Origin of the sequence: Alteromonas sp. OM2203 (assembly GCF_048517045.1) — a bacterium.
Taxonomy (GTDB): domain Bacteria; phylum Pseudomonadota; class Gammaproteobacteria; order Enterobacterales; family Alteromonadaceae; genus Alteromonas; species Alteromonas gracilis.
In genome coordinates, this window is record NZ_CP183209.1 from 1,795,883 (window position 1) to 1,816,119 (window position 20,237).

Below are 20,237 nucleotides of genomic sequence, written 5' to 3' on the forward strand. Positions count from 1 at the left end.
AATTTAAGTATGAGCCAATATCAACTGGGCTCTGGCGATAGAATTCAAATAAGCGTTTTTGGGCAAGATGACCTGTCAATGGAAGTACGCTTGCCAGACGTTGGTACTATTAACTATCCGTTTTTAGGTGAAATTAAACTTGTGGGTATGACTGCTGCAGAAGTTGAGCAGCTCATCTACAATGGGCTTCTTGGGGATTACCTTGTTAATCCGTCGGTATCTGTGGCTATTGTAGAATATCGTCCGTTCTTTATAGACGGCGAAGTTAAACGCCCTGGTGGCTATGCCTATCAACCTGGGCTTTCGGTAAACAAAGCTGCTGCCCTAGCTGGCGGGTACACCGAGCGCGCAGCGCGCGACAAGATTACTATTATCCGTGAAAAAGACGGTAGAACTAACGAGTTCACGGTAACGGTTAGCGACATGATTCAACCTGGTGACATTATCACCATTAATCAACGTTTCTTCTAAATTACGTAGCGTGCAGGAATAAAAATGGTAGTAAATAGCAGGGAAGAGCTTAATGCAGGTGTGTTTGAAAATGAAACCATCGACATTGCTCACTATTTAGGAATTATTAAGCGTTACGCATTTCGAATCGTTTCACTCGCACTCGCTTTTACCATATTAGTGGCGTTGCTAGTTATGCGAATGACGCCCATGTTCACCTCAACAACAACAATCTTAGTAGAGGCAGATAAGGCAAATGTTGTTTCAATTGAGGAAGTCTATGGCTTAGATACAAAGCGTAAAGACTATATGCAAACTCAATTTGAGATTTTGCAATCTAGACAAATTGCCGAACGAACTGTTGAGAGTTTGTCGCTTTACAACAACGAAGAATTTATGCCGAAAGACGAAGAGCCTTCTTTCGTTGACGATTTAAAAGCAAATCTTGTTGAAGCCTTGCCGTTTCTTCCCCAGGAAGAGCCTAAAGAGCTCACGGAAGAACAAATTCTTGCCGCGAAAAAGCGCAAAGCAACCTCAATGTTAATGAGCGCGCTTACGGTTGAGATGGTGGACAATACGCAGTTGATGAGAATTACTGTCACTACCGAATCGCCGACGCTTTCAGCCGAGTTAGCTAACGCGGTAGCCGATGTTTATATTGAAAATTATCTGCAAGCAAAACTGGATATGACTGCAAAAGCCACCTCTTTTCTTACGGAAAGTCTTGAGGGGCTTAAGCAAAAATTAGATGTAGCAGAGCGTAACTTAGCTAAATTCTACGAAGAAAACCAAGTTGTAAACATAGATGGCGTTGTTGGTTTAGCTTCAGAAGAACTTGAGCAATTAAGTAAGCAATTGCTAGACGCACAAACGTCACTCAAGCTAAATGCAGTAATTTACAAACAAACTAGAAACGATGTTTCATTAGATGACATTGCTCGTTTACCCGAAGTGCTTAATCACCCTACGATAAGAGACGTTCGCCGCGACGAAGCTAAAGCTATGACCCGTGTAAGTGAACTAAGTAACGTATACGGCCCGAAACATCCGCGAATGATTGCTGCAAATGCAGAGCTATCTTCTATCAGAGAAACTTTGAATGGCCAAATACGAGACTTGATCACAAGTATTACAACTCAATATGAAGTGTCTGAAGACAGAGTAACTCAGCTCGAAAAAGAAGTTTCTCGTGCAAAAGCAGAATTCCGTGGTTTATCAGAACTTGATAATCAGCGTAAAGGCCTTCAGCGTGAAGTGGATATAAATCAGCAGCTTTATAATTCATTTTTCACTCGTTTAAAAGAAACTGACGAGTTAGGTGGTTTTGAATCTGCTAATGCACGTGTATTAGATTCTGCCTTGCCAAAATATGTACCTTCGAAACCTAATAAAAAGTTGTTAATTGGTGCTGCATTTGTATTCAGTATTGGTTTTGGCGTGTTTCTCGCGATTGCTATGGAAACACTTAACAGCGGAATTCGCTCAGTTGAAGACGTTGAGCGCAAGCTTGGTCAACGTATGTTGGGGCTTATTCCATGGCTACCACATAAGAAAAAGACCGACTTGCCTGTTCGTTCATTTTTCGACGGTAAAAAGCATCAGTTTGCCGAGTCTGTGCGTACACTACGAACCAGCTTGTCGTTACTTAATTTAGATAAAGAACAACAAGCAATAATGGTAACCTCAAGTGTACCTAAAGAAGGTAAAACAACGGTTTCTATTAACTTGGCGTTTGCGTTAGGCCAGTTGGATAAAACTATACTTATCGATGCAGACTTACGTCGCCCTAGTGTAGGAAAGCAATTCAACATTCCGAACTATCAGCCGGGCGTTGCCAACCTTATCTTGAAGTCTCATACCTTTGATGAGTGTTTGGTAAGAGATGAAGAATCCAAAATCGATATTCTATCTGCGGGTACTATTCCTTCTAATCCGCAGGAGCTATTGTCAGATAAAGGTTTCAACGAACTTATTGAGCAACTAAAAACGCAATATAAGTATGTAGTGATTGATACCGCACCTACTCAAGCGGTTAGCGACTCTATGGTTATTGCTAATTCTTGCGACTCGGTTATTTACGTTGTGCGTGCTGACAGTACTAGCGAAAAGCTAATCAACAATGGGTTGTCTCGCTTCTTACAAGTAGGTCATCGTCTTGATGGTGTAGTACTAAATCAAGTAGACTTACGCAAATCAGGGGCAGCACAAAGGTACGCTGGGTTTTATGATCAATATGGGTATACCAGTCATAAAAACAGCTAACAGCATTTATTGATAGACTTACATAGCCACATACTGCCTGGCATCGACGATGGTGCCAGGTCTTTAGACATTTCCTTACAAATGGCACAGCAAGCTGTAGATAGCGGCGTTCGCCATATGGTTTGTACCCCTCATATCCACAAAGGGTACTTCGACAATACGTTGAACACCATTAGGCACGCTTTTAACGAATTCCAAAAAGCCATTGCCGATGCGTCTATCCCTCTCTCCCTTTCGTACGCAGCGGAAGTGCGCGTTAACGAACTAATTCCTATTTGGTATAAACAACAGGAGCTGCCATTTCTAGGCGAATATAACGGCAAGCGTATTTTGTTACTTGAGATGCCACATAGCCATATACCACAAGGCTTGGAAGTGCTTATAAAATGGCTTTTAAAAAATAACGTTCAGCCACTTATAGCCCACCCAGAGCGCAATCGCGAGCTATTAGCCGAGCAGCACAAATTTAGTTGGCTGCAGCGACAAGGCTGCATGTTCCAGGTTACTGCAGGGGCGTTAACAGGCCGCTTTGGTGACAAGGTAGAAGACTTTGCATTATCTATGATGCGAAACAAAGCATTTCATGTAGTTGCGTCTGACACTCACGACCTTGTACGCCGACCTAACGATATGCAGGCTGCTTACGAGGTCGTGTCGACATTTAGTGATGACTTTGCTCAAGAGACTTTTGTAACACGACCTGGTGCGATAGTGTCGGTTGGCCACCAAAACGAAGTGACTAATGACTAGCGGTTTACTCAAGGCCTTCACAAATAACCGCCTGATACTTAAGTGGATAATGGTGCTACTTGCCGGTTTCGGTTTTATATGGAGTATGCAGCTTTTTATAGCGGGTAATGCGTATTACAGCGTGAAAAACGATATAGAGGCATGGCAACTATCACCGAACAAAGCGTCAGTGCAAAAAATAAATAGCGGATTAGGTAAAATTGCGAATGCTATTGATTATTTCCCAAACAACGCCCTTTACTATCAAATACAGGGGCAGTTGTTCGAGTGGAAAGCCGTTGTTGAAAAGAGAAGTAAAGAACTAGATAGTGTTGAATTAGGCACGCAGCGCAACAATGCTAACTTAAACAACGCGGCACTAAGCTATGAAAAAAGCTTATTATTGAGGCCTACCTGGAGCGGCAGCTGGATTGGCTTGGCTTCTGTAAAGCTACAGCAGGGTGAGTTAGATAATGAGTTTTATCATTATCTAAAAAATGCAAAGCAAGCCGGCCCGCAGGATGCAATAGTGCATAAATTCATAGTGGAGTTCGGTTTAGATATGTTTAGTGCTAGGTCTGTCCACTACGTAACAGTTAAAGAGTTATTGAAACAGCATTTAAATTTAGGCCTTCAGAACCCGCTTAGCAGAGACTTTGTTTTAAAAACAATACAAAAGCACGATGCAAGTGAAACGGTTTGTAGGTGGTTGCGCGACGCCAGTTACCCGGTTAGAAAACGCATTCCCAACTGCATAACTTATGATTAGCTAGCTTTTTCCATTTAGCCAATCCCACAAACCTAATGAAAACCCTTCAAAAAGGTTTATACCCAGCCAGCTTTTTAAAATATACAGCAGTACCAAGCCTAATACTAATGAAACGCACAGGAACAAAGCAACAACCGCTGCCATCACTAACTTACCTATTCGGCTTTCGGTACGTGATAGATCGCGCTTATCTCGACCCGCTAGTAATACAAAGTAATACCTACTTCTTAACAAACCGATAGTGCCTCTTACATCAACTTTGTGGCTGCCCCAGCGTCTGCCTGCAAGCGCCGCATTTAAATAAAATAGCTGGTCGTCGGTAAAAGAGTCGGCAACATTTTTTGGCATACGTTCAAGCATGTGCTGCACGTTTGGTTCTTCTTTTATCGGTCGCTTTATCTTAAATACCACACAAGGCCTCTTATATCGTTAAGACTGTACTTGGTTATTTTCCATGTTATGCCTTCCCATAGGGATATCGCGGCTTAACGCACCAAGGGCTAATAGCACTATAAATATAGCGGTATTCGCTGGCGCTTGTAGAGGGAAATCCACTGTACTATGTAAGGCCATACCGATAACTGCCATAACTGTAGCAAAGGCGACGCCTCGTGGTAACGGATGTCGTCGATGTCGAATAGCGCTCATTGCATTTTTAGCACACATCAATAGAAGTGCAGCCAAGAGTGCTGCGCCGATTACGCCAAATTCAATGGCAAACTGCAAGTATTCGTTATGGGCGTGATCGTAAAAGTGTTGAGTAGATTCACTTTGAAACTGAGGATATACCGTATAAAAGGTACCACCGCCTGTACCTATAATTCCATATTCAGAAAGAAGGGGCAGGGCATCAGTGATGACTTCATCTCTGCTTTCTTGAGTCAAGTTGGTTTGCTCTATGCGTTGCTGTACCTGCTTAAGCCCAAATAGGCTGCTTACAATAAGAATATCGATAACCAGCATACTTATAAACAGCACTACGTAGCTTTTTTGGCGCGGCTTAAAGTAAATTAATCCTAGTGTGGCGGTAATAGTCATAGCAATGTAAAAAGCGCTGTTACCCATTCTAGAACGAGACATAACTAACGCGATAACCATAATTATGATACCAATACGAAACAGCACTTTATTACTTAGCCAAAAACGTACAATTCTACGTAATCGCTCACGGTTGCTTGAACTAGTTTGCGTCCGAAGACTAGCAATCATATAGCCAATGGCGGCACTTAAACAAAGTAATAAAAAATTAGCGTAATGGTTCTTATAAACAAAACTACCTGTTGCAATATGAGACACAGGCAGCTTAAAGACCAAACTATATTTTAAGCCAGATAACACTTCTAGCGAACCATAAATAGCTTGGAATATCCCCGCACCACTAATAACGATAAGGGTATACCTTAAACGTTTCGCGGAATTAATAAGCGCTAATGAAATAAAAAATAAGAAACAATAGGCAAGGGATTTAAAAAACGTCACGTCACTTTGCCCTACATCGAAACTCAACGAAAGCCATTGTGACGTTATATTTCGCATTCCCTCTATATTTTCGTTTAACAAAAGTTGCACGCGCTCTGGGCGAATAGCTTCTACTAATGCGAAAGGAAGGGGAACTAAATTAATAAGCTGCCAAGCTAAAAAAGCCAGCCAAAGCACAACTAATGGTTTGTATTTAGAGTAAAGCTTTGAAAGCAGACCTTCGTGGGTTAATAACAAAACACCGCCAATAAAGAAAAACGACATTTGCATTAATGCCCACGCCCAAGGGCGGTTAGCACCTAATGATAAAGGCAACCAAAACAGGGTGAATAAAAGAAAACCGAAAAGAAACTTTTCGGTTTTCTGAGAGTTAAATATAGCCACTTACAACCAGCTGATATAAAGCTTTAACCAATAAGACCGCTTTAGTTCGCTGAAATAGTTGTATCGCCGCCACCTGCACCAGCAGCACCAGTGCCTACACCCAGCGGAGAAAAGGTATTGCCAGCCGCGCCGGCCGCCGTCGCAGTTAATGTGCTAGGGTCTACACCCGCATTGATAACCGCTAATAGCGCATCCTCTTCGCTGATAACCTGCATCTGAAGGGCAATGTTGTAAATTTCATTAGCGTCTTCTGGGAACATTAAGACAGCAATTGTCACTACCTGTGATGGTTGATCAGGTAATTCACCAAAACCGGCTATCGCTAATTCGAAGCCTGTTGCGTTGTCATTCAAAAGCGCTACTAGAGACCGATAGGCTGCTTGATTTTCACTTAAGTACGATAAACCTGCAGCATCGAAAAACATACTTTCATTCAGCACTGCTTGGCTTACTTCTTCCGCAGCTTGTTCAATCGCCGCGCCTTCTTCAATTTCGGTAACCAAAAGGTTTCTTACTTGCAAACCAGGTACACTGCCTTCTTGTGCAAAAGAAAAGGTTGAGACAGCGATTAATGCGCTCAAAAGAACAGATAAAAAAACGTTGCTACGCATAACTTATCCTTAGATTAAAAACCTCGGGCTAGCTTCTTGCTAACACCATACTTTAACATTGTACAACAAGTGAACGGGCGAGGTCTCGTTTTTGTTGTACCACTTTCCGCTTCCACCAATTAATATTGCCACAAGGCTGGTTTTGCAAAATAAAAGCCTTGTTGGTATGCAACATCTAATCGGCTCAACGCAACTGACTCTGCTTCATTTTCAACAAGTTCGGCAATAACGTTAATATTTAATCCACGAGCGATACTCAATAAACTCGTCACAAAAAGCTGACTGTCTTTGTCTGCGTGAATATCTTTTGTTAGTTTGCCGGAAATTTTTACAAAATGAGGCTGTATAGCCCTCAACCCAGCTAACGATGCAAGATTGTCTCCAAAATGCTCAATCGTTATCTTACAGCCCAAATTTACTAGCGATTTGCAAAACGATATTGCATCGTCCTTGTGGTGGATTAACGCAGAGTCTTCTAACTCGAACACCAATTGGGTGCAAAGCGCTGTATTTTGGTTCAACAGAGTTAATAACCATTGCCTGAAAGCAGCGTTAGCTAAAGATGCATTCGCAATATTAATCGCCACATTCCGTTTATTTTGCGCCAATTTATTAAGCACCAAGGTTACTACCAGCTTATCCACTTCAGGAATTAAGTTTAAGCGCTCCGAGGCGGGAATAAGCTGCGACATAGGTATGGCATTACCACTGCTTTTTTCTTTAAAGCGCGCAAATGCTTCATAATAACTTGGCGCGTTTTTCTCAATATTCATAACAGGCTGAATAACAATGTCGGCGTATTGTTGCTCTAATATTTGGTTCAAGCGTTCTTTCCAGGCTGTATTACTGTGAATATGGGAAAGTTCCGATGCGAACTGCCAGCCGTTAGCTTGTTTGGTCGCGGCCATAAGAGCGCTGTCAGCGTTTTCCATAATCTCAGAAAAAGACTGCTCATCATTAAATTGCGCAGCGCCTATCCATACCGCTTTACTGCCATCTTTAATCGGATTGCAATGAGAAAGGCTAGTACTCAGTTCTTGCAAACGTGCCTCGCAGTCTTGCTTGGTCATGGCTTCTGTTACCAAAACAAAATCGGCTCCCGACACTCTAAATAAAAACGCCGTTTCTTGAATGCTGGAGGTGAAACTTTTAAGTTCATTGGCTACCGAAATGACATAATTATCGCCTTCTTGGGCGCCTAACGTCATATTAATAGCGTTAAGTTGAGCAAGACGTATTAATATTACATAACCCTCATCTGAGGTGGCTGTTTTGCTTAATAGCGCCGTCATATGCCGTGAAAAGGCACTTCTGTTTTGCGTTCCGGTAAGGCTATCTTCATAAGCTTGAATTCTATACTGCTCTGCTTTTTGGGTGAGTTCTTTAAACATGGCCTCAACAGATGAAGAAAGCCGGTTTACCGCCTGGGTTATAAAAGAAAGTTCTTTGGTAAAAGGCTTGTAGTTTATGTGAGAAAACTTTTGGTTTTGTATATCTTCAATTTTGTTTACGACAATACGAAGCGGTTTTGTGATGGCAGTAATAATGAAAAGCAACGCAATGTAGGCAAAAACGAAGGCTGCAAAAAACATAAATGCACTTTGCTTAACACTTTCCCATAAAGTTTCATTGGCTAGCCTTGGGTGGCTTTGTACGGCGAGTTCTCCAGCCATTGTCCAACCATCGTTTAATTCGGTTTTTTCAACAGGTGGCGTAATTTCTACAATATCAGTAAACCAAGAAGGTACGGTATCAACGGTAGTTGGGTTGCGCTTTTCAATCAGTAAGTTACCTTCCATATCGGTAATGGTTATGTATTGGTAGAAACCTCTATCGAAAATAGCGTTTACCATGGTCTCGGCTACCGCAATGCCATTGTCTTCACTTAAGTATGGAGTGATAGATAGCCCCAACGAAGTCGCGGTATCTTGCGCGTGTGTGGCAAGCTGCTCGTTTACGTATTCTCTGGTTAGCTTTACATTAATCACGAAGGAACCGGCGAAAACCAATATTAAAAAAACGAGTAAGCTTGTACTTAATTGGGTAGATAGTCTCATTATTCTTCTTTATCTCCGTACATTACGCGGTCTAGCCGCTCTACCATATCGTCCCACATTTTCATTGGGCCACTGCCTCTTAATTTCCGGCCAGTGCCCATTGCTTTCGCGGCCCACAGTCCGTTACCGTTAAAACTATAAATGGGCGACAAATCTCTTCTTTTGTTAGCAGGCAAAATACGCCTGTTTATATTATCTAAAACAAGCGGGACAGAAGTAGGGGTTTCATAATACGCTAAAACCATGTGGGGTTGACGCAATTCCAATGCAGTAACATACATCAATCGCAATTGATCTTCAGAAATGCCAAGTTCAATTAAAGAGAAGTATTTCGCTATGGTGTAATCTTCACAATCGCCAGCACCGGTGGAAATGAACTCTATTGGCGTTGCCCAGTAGTCTTTTTGTTGCCAATGAACAAGATCGTCAACAAAATCAAAACGGTTAAAAAAGCGGTTTATTTCGTAAAGTTTTTCGTCTACGTCTTCGCTCTGTAACTCAGCTACTAATTGTCGCCATTTGGCTACGTTCTCTTTTGCTTCAGTGCCGTAAATTGAATTGATGCGCGCATAAACTTGCTCTGTAAACACTGTTTTTTGTTGAGCAATGGGCGAGGTAATAGCCAATAAAGTACAGCTCACAACAAGAAGTGCGCGTAAAGTGCTAGATGCACTGCGCATTACTGTAAAGCCTTTTATAGATGACCATAAACGTTCTTTTTGGTGCAAACTGTTGGTACTTTATGCAAAAGATTAAGGCAAGTGTAAAAAATGTTTCACTACTACGCGGTAGTATCGCTTACCTAATGATGAGTTAATGATGGCAAAATTGATGGTAACTTAAAAGGTTTTTAAATTACTGAAAGAATTTTAATCTGAAATTGATCTATTTGGCATAAATCATGTTTAATTAAAGGTTTTGAGCAGATATGCAGGTTGTTCGGGTTATTAAATTACACGCCATCTGGTATCATCGCTTAGTTATGTAGTAAATTTACAACGAAAAGGAACTTTCATGAAGTACTCAGCGCGTCCAGCGGTGTTTATCATTAATTCACTAGAAGGTGGTGGCGCTGAACGAGTAATGGTTAAGCTATTAACCATAATGCAATCTTATTTCGTTGCGAAAAACATTCCCGTACATCTTATTCTGCTAGATGACTTGCCAGAATCTCAAGTGTGCCCCGACTATGTAAACAAAATAGTGCTTAATTCCCAGGGAAGTTTAGTTTCAGGCTATCAACAGCTAAAGCCCGTTTTAGCAAAACTAAACCCAGAGTATTGTTTTAGTTTCTTAACGCGAAGTAATTTCTTGAACGTTACACTAGCTAAGCGCTTAAAGTTTAAAGCTATAATTAGCGAGCGAGTTAATACTACAAGCCACCTATCAGGCGGTATGAAAGATGGCGTAAGTCGCTTACTTGTTCGGCTGCTCTACAACAAGGCAGACAGCGTTGTTGCCGTATCAGAAGGAGTTAAGGCCGACCTTATCGAGAACTATGCAGTATCTAGCGATAAAATCTCAGTACTGTATAACCCTTACGATATTGAGCAGCTTCAAGTTCAGGCATCAGAGAGGGTTTCAGACTTACCCCCGAAGCCCTATGTAATTGGAGTAGGGCGCTTAGTTAAAAATAAAAACTTCTCTTTACTGCTTAAGGCCTATGCCAAAGCTAACATAGCCGAAAACTTGGTAATTCTGGGCGTGGGCGATGAAGAAGCAAACCTTAAAGCGCAAGCCAAAGAACTAGGAATTGAAAGTAAAACGCAGTTTCTTGGCTTTAAAGCAAACCCATACCCTTATTTAAGTAATGCCGAATACTTTGTAAGTACGTCGAATGCTGAAGGGTTCCCTAATGCCATTGTTGAAGCTATGTGTTTAGAAAAAGCGGTAATAGCAACAAACTGTGAGTCGGGCCCTGCGGAAATTATTGCTGAGCAATACCCTTACAGAGTAACTGGCGCTAGCGAGGAAAAAAACGGTATTCTGTGTGAGTTAAATAACGCTGAAGGCGTTGCAAGAGCGTTAAGCTTATTCAGTAATGAAACTGTTCGGGTATCCTACGCCGCAAAAAGCAAAAGCTGTGCAAAGCAATTTTCTTACAATGCCTTTCAAGAAAAAGTAATAGCCATTATTGAAAAGGTTTGCAAATAAACATGTTTGAAGGGTTAAAGGTAGTTGTTGGCCTAATAAGTTTCATTATGGTGTATCGCACCATAACGGGGAACTGCAATAAATATTTAGCGTTTGCTATTTGTGCTATATGGCTGCGCTTCTTTTTGTCAGCATTTCATACTATTACGTACCCTTCTTTGGTTGCAGGGTTTTCGATAAATGCTTTGGGAAGTATTGGCGTAGCTGGCTTAGGGTTACTTTTAATACCAACCGCTGTTTTTACGTTAAGAAAACTATTTCCCTATTATCTTTTCTTCGCTGCGATAACGGCAAGCGGCATAGTAAATTTTGAAATACCCGGCACCATTAATGTTTTGGTTAAATGGTGTTATTTCCTAGTTCTATCTGGCGCACTGTTTCTTTCAATCCGCATGCAGGGGCATGCTGAAACGTTTAAAAAGCTTGCTGTGGCTTTCGTTATGCCTGTTACTTTACAAGTTTTTTCTCTGCTATTGGGTGAGGTTAAAGCTACTGAGGCAGATGGTTCGGCAAGCTATATTGGCGGTTATAATCATGAAGCGGCCTTTTCTATGATTATCGCAAGCTTCGTTTTTGTTATTGGATTAACTGAGCGGGGTAGTATTAGGTTTCGTAGTACATTATTCACATTAGCTGTAGTCTTACTAATGTTGGTAAATTATAGAACAGCAATGCTTGCGATTCTGCCTATCGTTGCTGTTTTCTACTACAACCTTATCGAGCAGCGAATTAAGCCATCTCAGAAAGTATCGGTAATGACGCTTGTAACTATGGTTATTATTGTATCTTTTATGGCTGTGTCTATTTCGATGCGTGAGCGATTCGCTGACGTCGGAACCTTAATTTCAAATCTAGATTTAGTATTAAAAGCGCCTATTTATTTTAGCGAGGCTGAAAAGGATATTATGTCAGCCAGAGTTTATATTTGGAGTTTGTATATAAATGCTTTTGTTAACGCTGATCTTTTAAACCAAGTTTTCGGATTTGGGCCTGGAGCGTGGAGCAAAGCATTTGATCTTTACGCTCACAACACATTTGTTTCCTATTTATATGAATACGGAGTTGTTGGGCTTTCACTTTTTATACTGTTATGCCTTTCTATAGTACTGCAAGCAATATCGGTATTTGAACTGGGATTGAGAAAGGTATTGTTGTTATCGTTCATAGGCTTTTTGGCAATGAATATGGCGACAATGCCATTGTGGAATATAGAGGGGCTTATTTTCTTTAGCCTAATAGGTGCTCAGGTTTTTGCAAGCAAACCAAATAATAAACGCAGAACCCCTATTTCGGGAATTGAGAAAATTATGGGATTAAATCCAACACAGGGAAATGCTATCTAATGAATATTGTTGTAATCGGATTACGTGGAATTCCTGACATAATGGGCGGCATTGAGTCTCATTGCCAAAATATTTACCCTCGAATGAAAAGTGGTGATTTCGATATCACCGTTATTGGTCGCTCTCCATACTTAAGTGAAAATGCGTATGAATACGAAGGCGTTAAAGTGCGTTCGGTATGGGCTGTGCGAAATAAATTCTTAGAAACTTTTCTTCACACTTTCATAGCAATATTTTATGCACGTTTGTTTTTAAAGCCCGATGTCATCCATCTTCATGCTATAGGCCCAGCACTATTCACACCTCTTGCACAATTGCTGGGTATGAAGGCGGTAGTTACTCACCATGGTGCAGATTACGACAGGCAAAAGTGGAATAGTTTTGCAAAAAGCATTTTAAAGTTTGGTGAAAAAATGGGGGTAGTTTTTTCCCAGAAAATGTTCGTGGTTGGCAAATCTCTAACAGTGCGGCTACAAGAACAGTATCCAAAACATGCACACAAAATACACTATGTACCCAACGGTATGTTGCCTTCGTTTACTGGCCAATCACCAGCGAGTGACTTGCCTGCTGAACTTAACCTTACTAGTAACGGCTACATTGTAACCGTAGGGCGCTTAGTACCCGAAAAAGGTTTTCATAACCTAGTAAACGCTTATAAAAATGCAAGCACCCAGCTTAAACTAGTGATAGTAGGTAGTACCGACCACGAAGACGAATATTCAACGTCGCTAAAAGCAATGGCATCTGAAAATATTATTTTCGCAGGGCGGCGTTCTGGCAGCGAACTAAAGGCACTATATCAACATGCAAAAGTTTTTGTATTGCCTTCTTATCACGAAGGTCTTCCAATTGTTGCGTTGGAGGCAATCAGTTCAGGCACTAATGTATTACTAAGTAATATCACCCCTAATTTAGACATAGAAGCGCCTGAAGATTCGTACTTCGGAGTAGGTAATGAACAAATGCTTGCGGAAAAGATAGAAAAACTTGATGGTCTAGATCTACATATAGACAGAGATAAGTTTTTGATTCAGTTCGATTGGGAGCAGATTGCGCTTTACACTAAAAAGTACATTAAATCTATCGATGAAAGTTCCAAGTAAGCAGTTTAAATGAGAGATATAAGAGTTGACACGCTTCGTGGTTTAGCATGCATCTTTCTGGTTGCATATCATGTGGTGGGGAACAACCCTTCGATCGGTCTTCAATTAGAGTCGGGTTTTTTACGTGAAGTAAGCGACCTCTTAAAAACGGTTAGAATGCCTTTATTCACTTTTCTGTCTGGCATGGTATACGCATACCGTCCTCTTACCGAAAATTGGCCAACATTTTTGAAAGGGAAAGCACGTAGATTGCTCATCCCCATGCTAGTAGTCGGAACTGCTTTTGCCGTTATACAATCGCTTGTTCCGGGCACTTCGAATGAGGTGGAAAACTGGTGGTTATTACATATTGTCCCAGTCCAACATTTTTGGTTTGTAGAAGCGTTGTTCTGGGTGTTTGTATTTATTATTCCGTTCGAACTAAAAAGGTTGTTTGACAATAAATTCACTGTAGCGACAGTTATTTGCTTTTTTATCTTATTAGCACTTGAGCAACCTTATTCAAAATATTTTGGATACAAGGGTTTTATTTATTTAGCGCCATTCTTTTTATTTGGAATGGGTTTAGTGCGTTTTGAAGTCCGTACACTATCGGTATTGCAAAGTTTTTTAGGGTTTACTTTGTTAATGTTTGCTATTTATTTTTGTGTAAACGATGTGGATGGTAGAAGTTTAATAGGCTGTATAACAGGTTTGTTCGGCTGCTATTTTCTGTTTGGACTACAACTCGAAATTGGTTGGTTAGCTAAAATTGGCATCTATTCTTATAGCATATATATCTTTCACGTGTTTTTCACTGCAGGGAGCCGAATTATCTTGAAGCAACTGCCGGAATTTTACATCGAGGTAGACTTTTTAATCAGTTTAATACTGGGCATAGTTGGACCAATCATTGTTTACTTCATCGCAAACAAAATTCCCTTAGGACGCTTGTTGTTAGGCGAGAGAGGTAGGAAAAAAACGGTTATACAGGAAGTAGTCTAAATGAAAATTTCAGTTGTAATAACGACATTTAATCGCCCCGACTTTTTGCAAGAAGCCCTGATAGGTGTAAGCCAGCAAGAGCTCTCTGCTTACGAAATAATTATTATCGATGACTGTTCGACAAAATCATACGATGAGGTTTTTCCATTGGTAGAAAAGCTGGATGCGCGATATTTGAAACAGAAATCAGGTGTGGGAGCAAATGCCGCCAGAAACATTGGTATTAAAGAATCGTCAGGTGACATCGTCGCCTTCTTAGATGATGACGATATTTGGTTGCCTAATTATCTCAAGGTGATTCATGAAGAATATTTGGGTGGTGCAGATGCTATTGTTAGTGGCTTTAAACAGCTAGGCAAAGAAGAAGTAGTTGTAACAAATAAAGATTTAACTGTTACTAAATCTTCTCTTCTAAGAGGTAATACTTACTGCGGGATGAGTGGATTCAGTGCCAAGCGTGATTTACTTCTGCAAAATAGCTTCGACGAAACATTGAATAATGGGCAAGACTGGGACATGTATGTTCGGCTGTTCCAGAAAGGAATCAAATTTAAGAATATTCCAGCACCTATATTTTTATACCGTTTCCAAAATGAGGATGGTATAGGTGCAAAAGTACGTAAAATGAAACCCTCTGACATTGATAAAAGGCTAGGTTCTGCATATAAGCATAAGGTTTTTCTCGGTGACTATTGGTTTAAAAAACGTGTTTGTGAGCAAATCTTGTTTTCTCTGAAGCATAAGAATGAAAAGTCTCGCTGGATAATCCAGGCTTTAAAAATGGCAGGTTTTAAAGCTACCTTCGTTTTCTTTTTTAATGCGTTGAGACGTAAAGTACTCAACAAGCCAATGTCCATATAAGAGTGTCTTACATGACTTCAAACGTAAAAGTTTCTGTAATTGTTCCCGTATGGAATGATGAACGAAGAGTTGTTAAATGCATTAACGCGCTAAAGAATCAACAGTTTGTACCTGAAGCTTACGAAATAATAATTATTGATAACGGCTCTACTGATAGGACTTTTGAAGAAATTCAAAGAATTGAAGGTATCACTGTTTTACAAGAGCTTCAGCCTGGTTCCTATGCTGCACGAAACAAAGGGCTTTCAGTTGCTAAAGGACACTATGTAGCATTTACAGACTCTGATTGCGTTCCAGATAAAAACTGGTTGGCTTCCCTAATTGAGTGCGCCGAAACTCAGAGGGATATAGGTGTAGTCGCGGGTGATGTTAGCTTTTTCAAAGATGACGCTGATATTATTGATGATGCATCTCTAGCATACGAGAGCTTTTTCTCAATGAATCAAGAAGAGTATGCGAGGAAAGGCGTTTGCATTACAGCAAATTGGCTGTCGAAAAAAAAGGCACTTCTCGAGTTAGGTGGGTTCAACGCCAAACTTAAATCGGGAGGAGATCATGATATGGCAAAGCGACTTACTAACAATGGTTTAAGTGTTGTTTTTTGTAAGCAGGCAGTAGTTGCTCACCCAGCCAGAAATAAGCAAGAAATTCTTAAGAAAAGAAGGCGGGTTATCGGTGGCTCTTGGGATAAAACAGACGTTAAGCTCAAGTCCATAAAGCTGCTTTGGGAGGCCGTTAAACTATATATCAAACGTACGCTTCTTGTGTTTTTTTCGAATGAAGCCTCTCTTAAACAAAGGTTGTCGGTCTTTGGAATCATATCAGCGATATTCTTTGTATCGTTATCAGAAATAGCGAAGCTCACAGCTGGTCAACAAAGTACAAGAAGCTAAAAGGAATAATATAAATTGAGCAGGATCGTAAGTGCTACTTCATGGACGACATTAGCAACAATAGTAAACCTACTGCTAACGATGGCGCAGCTCGCTATATTAGTGCGCATTTTAGCTCCAGCAGTATTTGGTCAGTTCGCCGTTGTTAATATGGTGATAGAGGTATTTGTTGCTTTCGCTTTGGGAGGAATCTCGAACTTTCTAGTATATAAAAAGAATGCAGACCAACCCACAAGTAATGCCATATATTTTCTTGCTCTTGGGATAGGCGCAATCTTCAGCTCGGTGTTATTTTTATTAACGCCCTTTTTAGCAACTGCGCTTGGGTATGAAAGCATAATCCAAGAGCTAAGATTGGCCACTGTTTTACTAGTAATTTCATCTGTAGCCTCGCAATATCAAGCAGTAGGAATGAAAAACTTTCATCATCAACGGGTAGCGCAAGTCGATATATTTGCGAAAGTCCTATCCTTTGTGTTTGCGATCAGTTTTAGTCATTTGGAGTTACTTTGTTTGGTCGGAGCCACTATCGTATACCAGTTAGCTCGTCTGGTTGGGTTCATGATGGTTTTGGGAAGAGAAGTAAACCTAACGACTAAAGTAAATACTGCTATTTATCGTGAAGCTTTCAATTATGGAATATTTGACTTTGGATCTCAGGCTCTAAATATTCTTAGAAGGCAGCTTGACGTTATTATTCTTGCTGTAACCCTTCCGAGCAACGAATTAGGGGTTTACCATGTTATAAAGCAACTTGCCAGCAGACCTGCACAGGCACTACAGCCTATTATAGGTAAAGTGGCATTACCCGCGTTTGCAGAAGTAAAAGAAAATGAAACGCGATTCGCCAGAGTCTATAAAGACTTCTTTATACTACAACTGTTTGTATTAGCAATTATTTACATACCAGTAATCATTGCGTCAGACCTAGTCACTGCGTTGTTCTTCGGTTCCGATTTTGTGCAACATAGCTGGGTATTATCAATACTTTCAATATTTTGGTTCATCCGTGTAGCTAGTTCTAACTTAGTCGGACCATTAGTTCAGGCGACTGGCTTTACCAAAAGAAATTTTCTCTGGAATGTAATCTTACTTTTGCCTAATACACTAGTTATTTATGCTTCCTCACAGTATGGTGTAGTTGCTTTGGTCTCGGCAATGGCTGTATTCCAGCTTATCTTGTTTCCTATTGTGAATTATTACTTCATATTATTTATCACAAATGTCAGCTTCTCTTTTTCAGTTAAAAATATGCTTTTAGTCGTGGCTTCACTGGCTGTCCCGCTAGGCATACTAAAGTATTTTGTTTTGCCTCTTATACCCGAAGTATTTTTGGTAAAAGAAATTATTGTAGCAATGCTTACATTTGCTGTAGCTGCTATGTTGTTGGTCTTCTATAAAGAGCTAAAAAACTCACTTATAAGAGTAAAAGGATTTTAAATGTCAATTTCCAAAAAAGTTTACTTTTTTGTACGGACGTTCCCTGTGTTATCGCAAACGTTCGTCCTTAATCAAGTAAAAGATCTCAAGAACCAGGGAATGGATGTTCATGTATTGGCTGTAAATCCAATTGATCATACTTCTTCAATACTAACTTCCATATTTGGACCGGATGTGGATGAAAAAGTATCGTCAATATTACCAGAGCCGCACTCAAAAAAGTCGTGGGTATATATGTTCCTCGGGGCATTGTTGTGCGCTTGTGTTAAGCAGCGTTGGCCGATTTTAGGTTTAGCAAGCAGGCTAATAAAGAAAAGAAATTTTTTTACGGCAAAAGATTTACTATGTTTAGTTTGGCATTTGCGGAACAAAAAAGTCGTTATGGAAAATTGCATAGCGCACTTTGGAAGTAATGGTGTAGTACTAGATTATCTTCGAAATGCTGGGCTTATAGACTGTGAAAACCTATTTACGGTTTTTCATGGTTATGAAATAAGCCGTTATGACCAATTGAAGTTATGGAAAGAAGAATATGGCAAGCTAGGTGGAAAGTTGCTACCTATTAGCAAACATTGGGCTGAATCTTTAGTTAATTTTGGTGCTAACAAATCGAGCATAGAAGTCGTCCATATGGGCGTAGATGTCGATACTTTTTCTTTCAGCGATAAAGAACTATCTACACCACTTCAGGTGCTTTCTGTGGCCAGAGCGACAGAAAAGAAAGGGCTTAAGTATGCTATAAAGGCAATTCTAGACACGGAAGTAGAGTGCCACCTAACGTTGATTGGTGATGGAAATTTGCTTCCAAATTTAAAAAGGATAGTGGCAAGGCATGAAAATAAGCATAGGGTAAGCTTTTTAGGTGCTTGCTCGCCCGCGGAAGTTGCTAACGAATTAAAACGCACTGATCTATTTTTACTCCCTTCAATACAGGACCGATATGGTGACAAAGAGGGTATTCCTGTATCTCTGATGGAAGCAATGGCTAGCGGCGTAATCGTGTTGTCAACATATCATAGTGGAATACCGGAACTTATTGAAAATCAGAAGACAGGCTTCTTAGTACAAGAGCATGACAGTGATGCTATAAGCAATACAATATTAGATATATCAAAGCGGCAGGACCTCAGTGAAATACGTGATAATGCTAGAAAAAAGATAGAGCAATCATTCAATTCACAAGTTTTGAGAGATGACTTAATTAAGATTTTAGGTATTTAGGGAGAGCACATGTTAGGTATAAAAACTGCAATAAGTTATCATGTTAAAAGTCATCTCAATATTTATCCTTATCGTCGCTATATGTGTAAGCATAATTGCATATTTATTCATATTCCCAAGGCGGCGGGTACTAGCGTACTACATGCTTTATCTGGTTCTACTGAGCATGTTCAACGTGACCACTGCTCAGCTTTCAATTTTAAAAGCGCAGACAAAAAGCGTTTTGAAAGAAGTTTCAAGTTCGCATTCGTGCGCCATCCAGTTGATAGATTGCTGTCGGTTCACCGTTATTTATTGTCCGGTGGAAATGGAACTAATAATAAGCGGTTAAGTGCACTTATAAATAGCGAATACAATCAATTTGATGACTTTGTCCTAAAATACCTTGATTCTATGCGGTTACATACTGAAGTACTTTTCAGGCCGCAATTTAGTTTTTTATGCAATGAATATTATGAAGTTATGGTCGACTTTGTGGGTAAATACGAAAGAATTGATGAAGATTTCAAAGTCGTAGCAGATAAACTCGATTTAAGTACTACGTTACCAAAGTCTAACGTTTCAAAGTTATCTAATGGGTCGGATGTTTCTGATAATGTTCGCGAAAAAATTTTTGATTTGTACTCAAAAGATTTCGAATTATTTAAATACTAGTTCTACTTTAGCGCTATGCAGGCGGTACATTAGGGAATGATTGTTACTGTCAGTAATATTTACAACGTGTAGCCTTAATATCCCATGACTATCTTATCTTGTTGATTGGTATAGGTTTTTGTAGTGGCCTGAATTTTGCTTAACTAGTTCTTAGTAACATATTAATTATTTAAAGCATTAATGAGGTCCATATGAAGAAGTACATTGCAGCACTGCTATTTGCGCTTACCACAAGCGTATCAAACGCGGCACTAATCGAGTACAAGTACACTGCCATAGACAACACTTTCGACGCTAGTTCTAGTCTATTGGATTACATCAACAATAGCTCGTCTGCTACCGTATCAAATGTATCTGCTTTTGATATGGTTAATTCTGAGACTCAGTCAGTTTCTCTTGTCTCGTTTGAATTTGATTTTTCCTCGCTTGTTCAATTTACGCTTTTTGCTGGCCTAGACGCGTTTTATGGTGCAGAAATCTACGTGAATGGGTCGAATGTACTGGATACCGAGGACGATCTTTGGTGGAGAAGAACGTGGTCAAACAGTGACGTTCAGTCGGTTGATATCACTTCAATCGGATTAACAACTATTGATGTTGTTTGGGCGGAAGAGTGCTGTGGTGGCCTTAGCAGTATCGCTTTTTCATCTGACTTGTTAGGTGGTGATTTGCTGGCTTTGACTGATGAGAACATTCAAGCTTTAAATGCGGCATCATCTGGCAATGTTGCACAAGTTCACGAACCTTCGGTTCTTCTACTTTCTTTAGTTGGTGCTTTCTTTATTGGGGCACGACGTTTTAAGAGATAGTCTTTTTTAAAATAAAAAAACCGCCTAGGCG

19 protein-coding genes are annotated in these 20,237 nt (G+C 40.2%); 14 read left to right on the plus strand and 5 right to left on the minus strand.

What is annotated here, in order from left to right; translation table 11 throughout:
• The first annotated feature begins 9 nt into the window (after positions 1 to 9).
• The 4 genes from ACM0P2_RS08080 to ACM0P2_RS08095 are packed head-to-tail and all read left to right on the plus strand — an operon-like array spanning position 10 to position 4,210.
• The gene (locus tag ACM0P2_RS08080; RefSeq protein WP_159117335.1) at positions 10 to 471 is read left to right on the plus strand and encodes a polysaccharide biosynthesis/export family protein; all 462 of its coding nucleotides are present in this window, start codon (positions 10 to 12) and stop codon (positions 469 to 471) included.
• 24 nt (positions 472 to 495) lie between these two features.
• The gene (locus ACM0P2_RS08085) at positions 496 to 2,712 is read left to right on the plus strand and encodes a GumC family protein (RefSeq protein WP_419227536.1); all 2,217 of its coding nucleotides are present in this window, start codon (positions 496 to 498) and stop codon (positions 2,710 to 2,712) included.
• Positions 2,713 to 2,721: 9 nt separating this feature from the next.
• Positions 2,722 to 3,462, plus strand: coding sequence for a tyrosine-protein phosphatase (locus ACM0P2_RS08090; protein WP_159117281.1), 741 nt, complete (start codon positions 2,722 to 2,724; stop codon positions 3,460 to 3,462).
• Entirely contained in the window at positions 3,455 to 4,210 is a 756-nt protein-coding gene (locus ACM0P2_RS08095; protein WP_419227537.1) for a VpsP family polysaccharide biosynthesis protein, read from the plus strand. Before ACM0P2_RS08090 ends, ACM0P2_RS08095 begins: the two co-directional genes overlap by 8 nt.
• Here the strand turns inward: ACM0P2_RS08095 and ACM0P2_RS08100 are convergent, their stop codons facing one another.
• The 5 genes from ACM0P2_RS08100 to ACM0P2_RS08120 all read right to left on the minus strand — a co-directional run bounded on the left by ACM0P2_RS08100 (position 4,211) and on the right by ACM0P2_RS08120 (position 9,421).
• Positions 4,211 to 4,621 carry a 3-phosphoshikimate 1-carboxyvinyltransferase gene (locus ACM0P2_RS08100; protein ID WP_159117283.1) on the minus strand — a complete coding sequence of 137 codons (411 nt, stop codon included), beginning with the start codon at positions 4,619 to 4,621 and terminating at the stop codon, positions 4,211 to 4,213.
• An 18-nt stretch (positions 4,622 to 4,639) separates the two neighbouring features.
• A complete protein-coding gene (locus ACM0P2_RS08105; protein ID WP_419227694.1) occupies positions 4,640 to 6,067 on the minus strand; it encodes an O-antigen ligase family protein in 1,428 nt (475 codons plus the stop codon).
• Between the two features lie 47 nt (positions 6,068 to 6,114).
• Entirely contained in the window at positions 6,115 to 6,684 is a 570-nt protein-coding gene (locus ACM0P2_RS08110; RefSeq protein ID WP_159117284.1) for a hypothetical protein, read from the minus strand.
• A 119-nt stretch (positions 6,685 to 6,803) separates the two neighbouring features.
• Positions 6,804 to 8,741: an EAL domain-containing protein gene (locus tag ACM0P2_RS08115; RefSeq protein WP_419227538.1), complete on the minus strand. Its 1,938-nt coding sequence runs from the start codon at positions 8,739 to 8,741 to the stop codon at positions 6,804 to 6,806.
• Positions 8,741 to 9,421 (minus strand): transglutaminase-like cysteine peptidase, encoded by a 681-nt coding sequence (locus ACM0P2_RS08120; protein WP_419227539.1) that lies wholly within the window; start codon positions 9,419 to 9,421, stop codon positions 8,741 to 8,743. The genes ACM0P2_RS08115 and ACM0P2_RS08120 overlap by 1 nt, the downstream gene beginning before the upstream one ends.
• Positions 9,422 to 9,755: 334 nt before the next feature.
• Here ACM0P2_RS08120 and ACM0P2_RS08125 point away from each other — a divergent pair, with 334 nt between their 5' ends.
• From ACM0P2_RS08125 to ACM0P2_RS08170, 10 genes are all read left to right on the plus strand, one after another.
• Positions 9,756 to 10,895, plus strand: a complete 1,140-nt coding sequence (locus ACM0P2_RS08125; RefSeq protein WP_419227540.1) for a glycosyltransferase — start codon at positions 9,756 to 9,758, stop codon at positions 10,893 to 10,895.
• A 2-nt stretch (positions 10,896 to 10,897) separates the two neighbouring features.
• A complete protein-coding gene (locus ACM0P2_RS08130; protein WP_419227541.1) occupies positions 10,898 to 12,238 on the plus strand; it encodes an O-antigen ligase family protein in 1,341 nt (446 codons plus the stop codon).
• A complete protein-coding gene (locus ACM0P2_RS08135; RefSeq protein ID WP_419227542.1) occupies positions 12,238 to 13,344 on the plus strand; it encodes a glycosyltransferase family 4 protein in 1,107 nt (368 codons plus the stop codon). The genes ACM0P2_RS08130 and ACM0P2_RS08135 overlap by 1 nt, the downstream gene beginning before the upstream one ends.
• A 9-nt stretch (positions 13,345 to 13,353) precedes the next feature.
• A complete protein-coding gene (locus ACM0P2_RS08140) occupies positions 13,354 to 14,328 on the plus strand; it encodes an acyltransferase family protein (protein ID WP_419227543.1) in 975 nt (324 codons plus the stop codon).
• Positions 14,329 to 15,189 (plus strand): glycosyltransferase family 2 protein, encoded by an 861-nt coding sequence (locus ACM0P2_RS08145; RefSeq protein WP_419227544.1) that lies wholly within the window; start codon positions 14,329 to 14,331, stop codon positions 15,187 to 15,189. It abuts the gene before it with no gap.
• A gap of 11 nt (positions 15,190 to 15,200) precedes the next feature.
• Positions 15,201 to 16,082, plus strand: a complete 882-nt coding sequence (locus tag ACM0P2_RS08150; RefSeq protein ID WP_419227545.1) for a glycosyltransferase — start codon at positions 15,201 to 15,203, stop codon at positions 16,080 to 16,082.
• A 15-nt stretch (positions 16,083 to 16,097) separates the two neighbouring features.
• Positions 16,098 to 17,522, plus strand: coding sequence for an oligosaccharide flippase family protein (locus ACM0P2_RS08155; RefSeq protein WP_419227546.1), 1,425 nt, complete (start codon positions 16,098 to 16,100; stop codon positions 17,520 to 17,522).
• Positions 17,523 to 18,743 (plus strand): glycosyltransferase, encoded by a 1,221-nt coding sequence (locus ACM0P2_RS08160; protein WP_419227547.1) that lies wholly within the window; start codon positions 17,523 to 17,525, stop codon positions 18,741 to 18,743. It begins immediately after the preceding gene.
• A gap of 9 nt (positions 18,744 to 18,752) precedes the next feature.
• Positions 18,753 to 19,397 (plus strand): sulfotransferase family 2 domain-containing protein, encoded by a 645-nt coding sequence (locus ACM0P2_RS08165; RefSeq protein WP_419227548.1) that lies wholly within the window; start codon positions 18,753 to 18,755, stop codon positions 19,395 to 19,397.
• A gap of 191 nt (positions 19,398 to 19,588) precedes the next feature.
• On the plus strand, positions 19,589 to 20,206 hold the full coding sequence (locus tag ACM0P2_RS08170) for a hypothetical protein (protein WP_419227549.1): 618 nt from the start codon (positions 19,589 to 19,591) through the stop codon (positions 20,204 to 20,206).
• Positions 20,207 to 20,237: the final 31 nt, after the last annotated feature.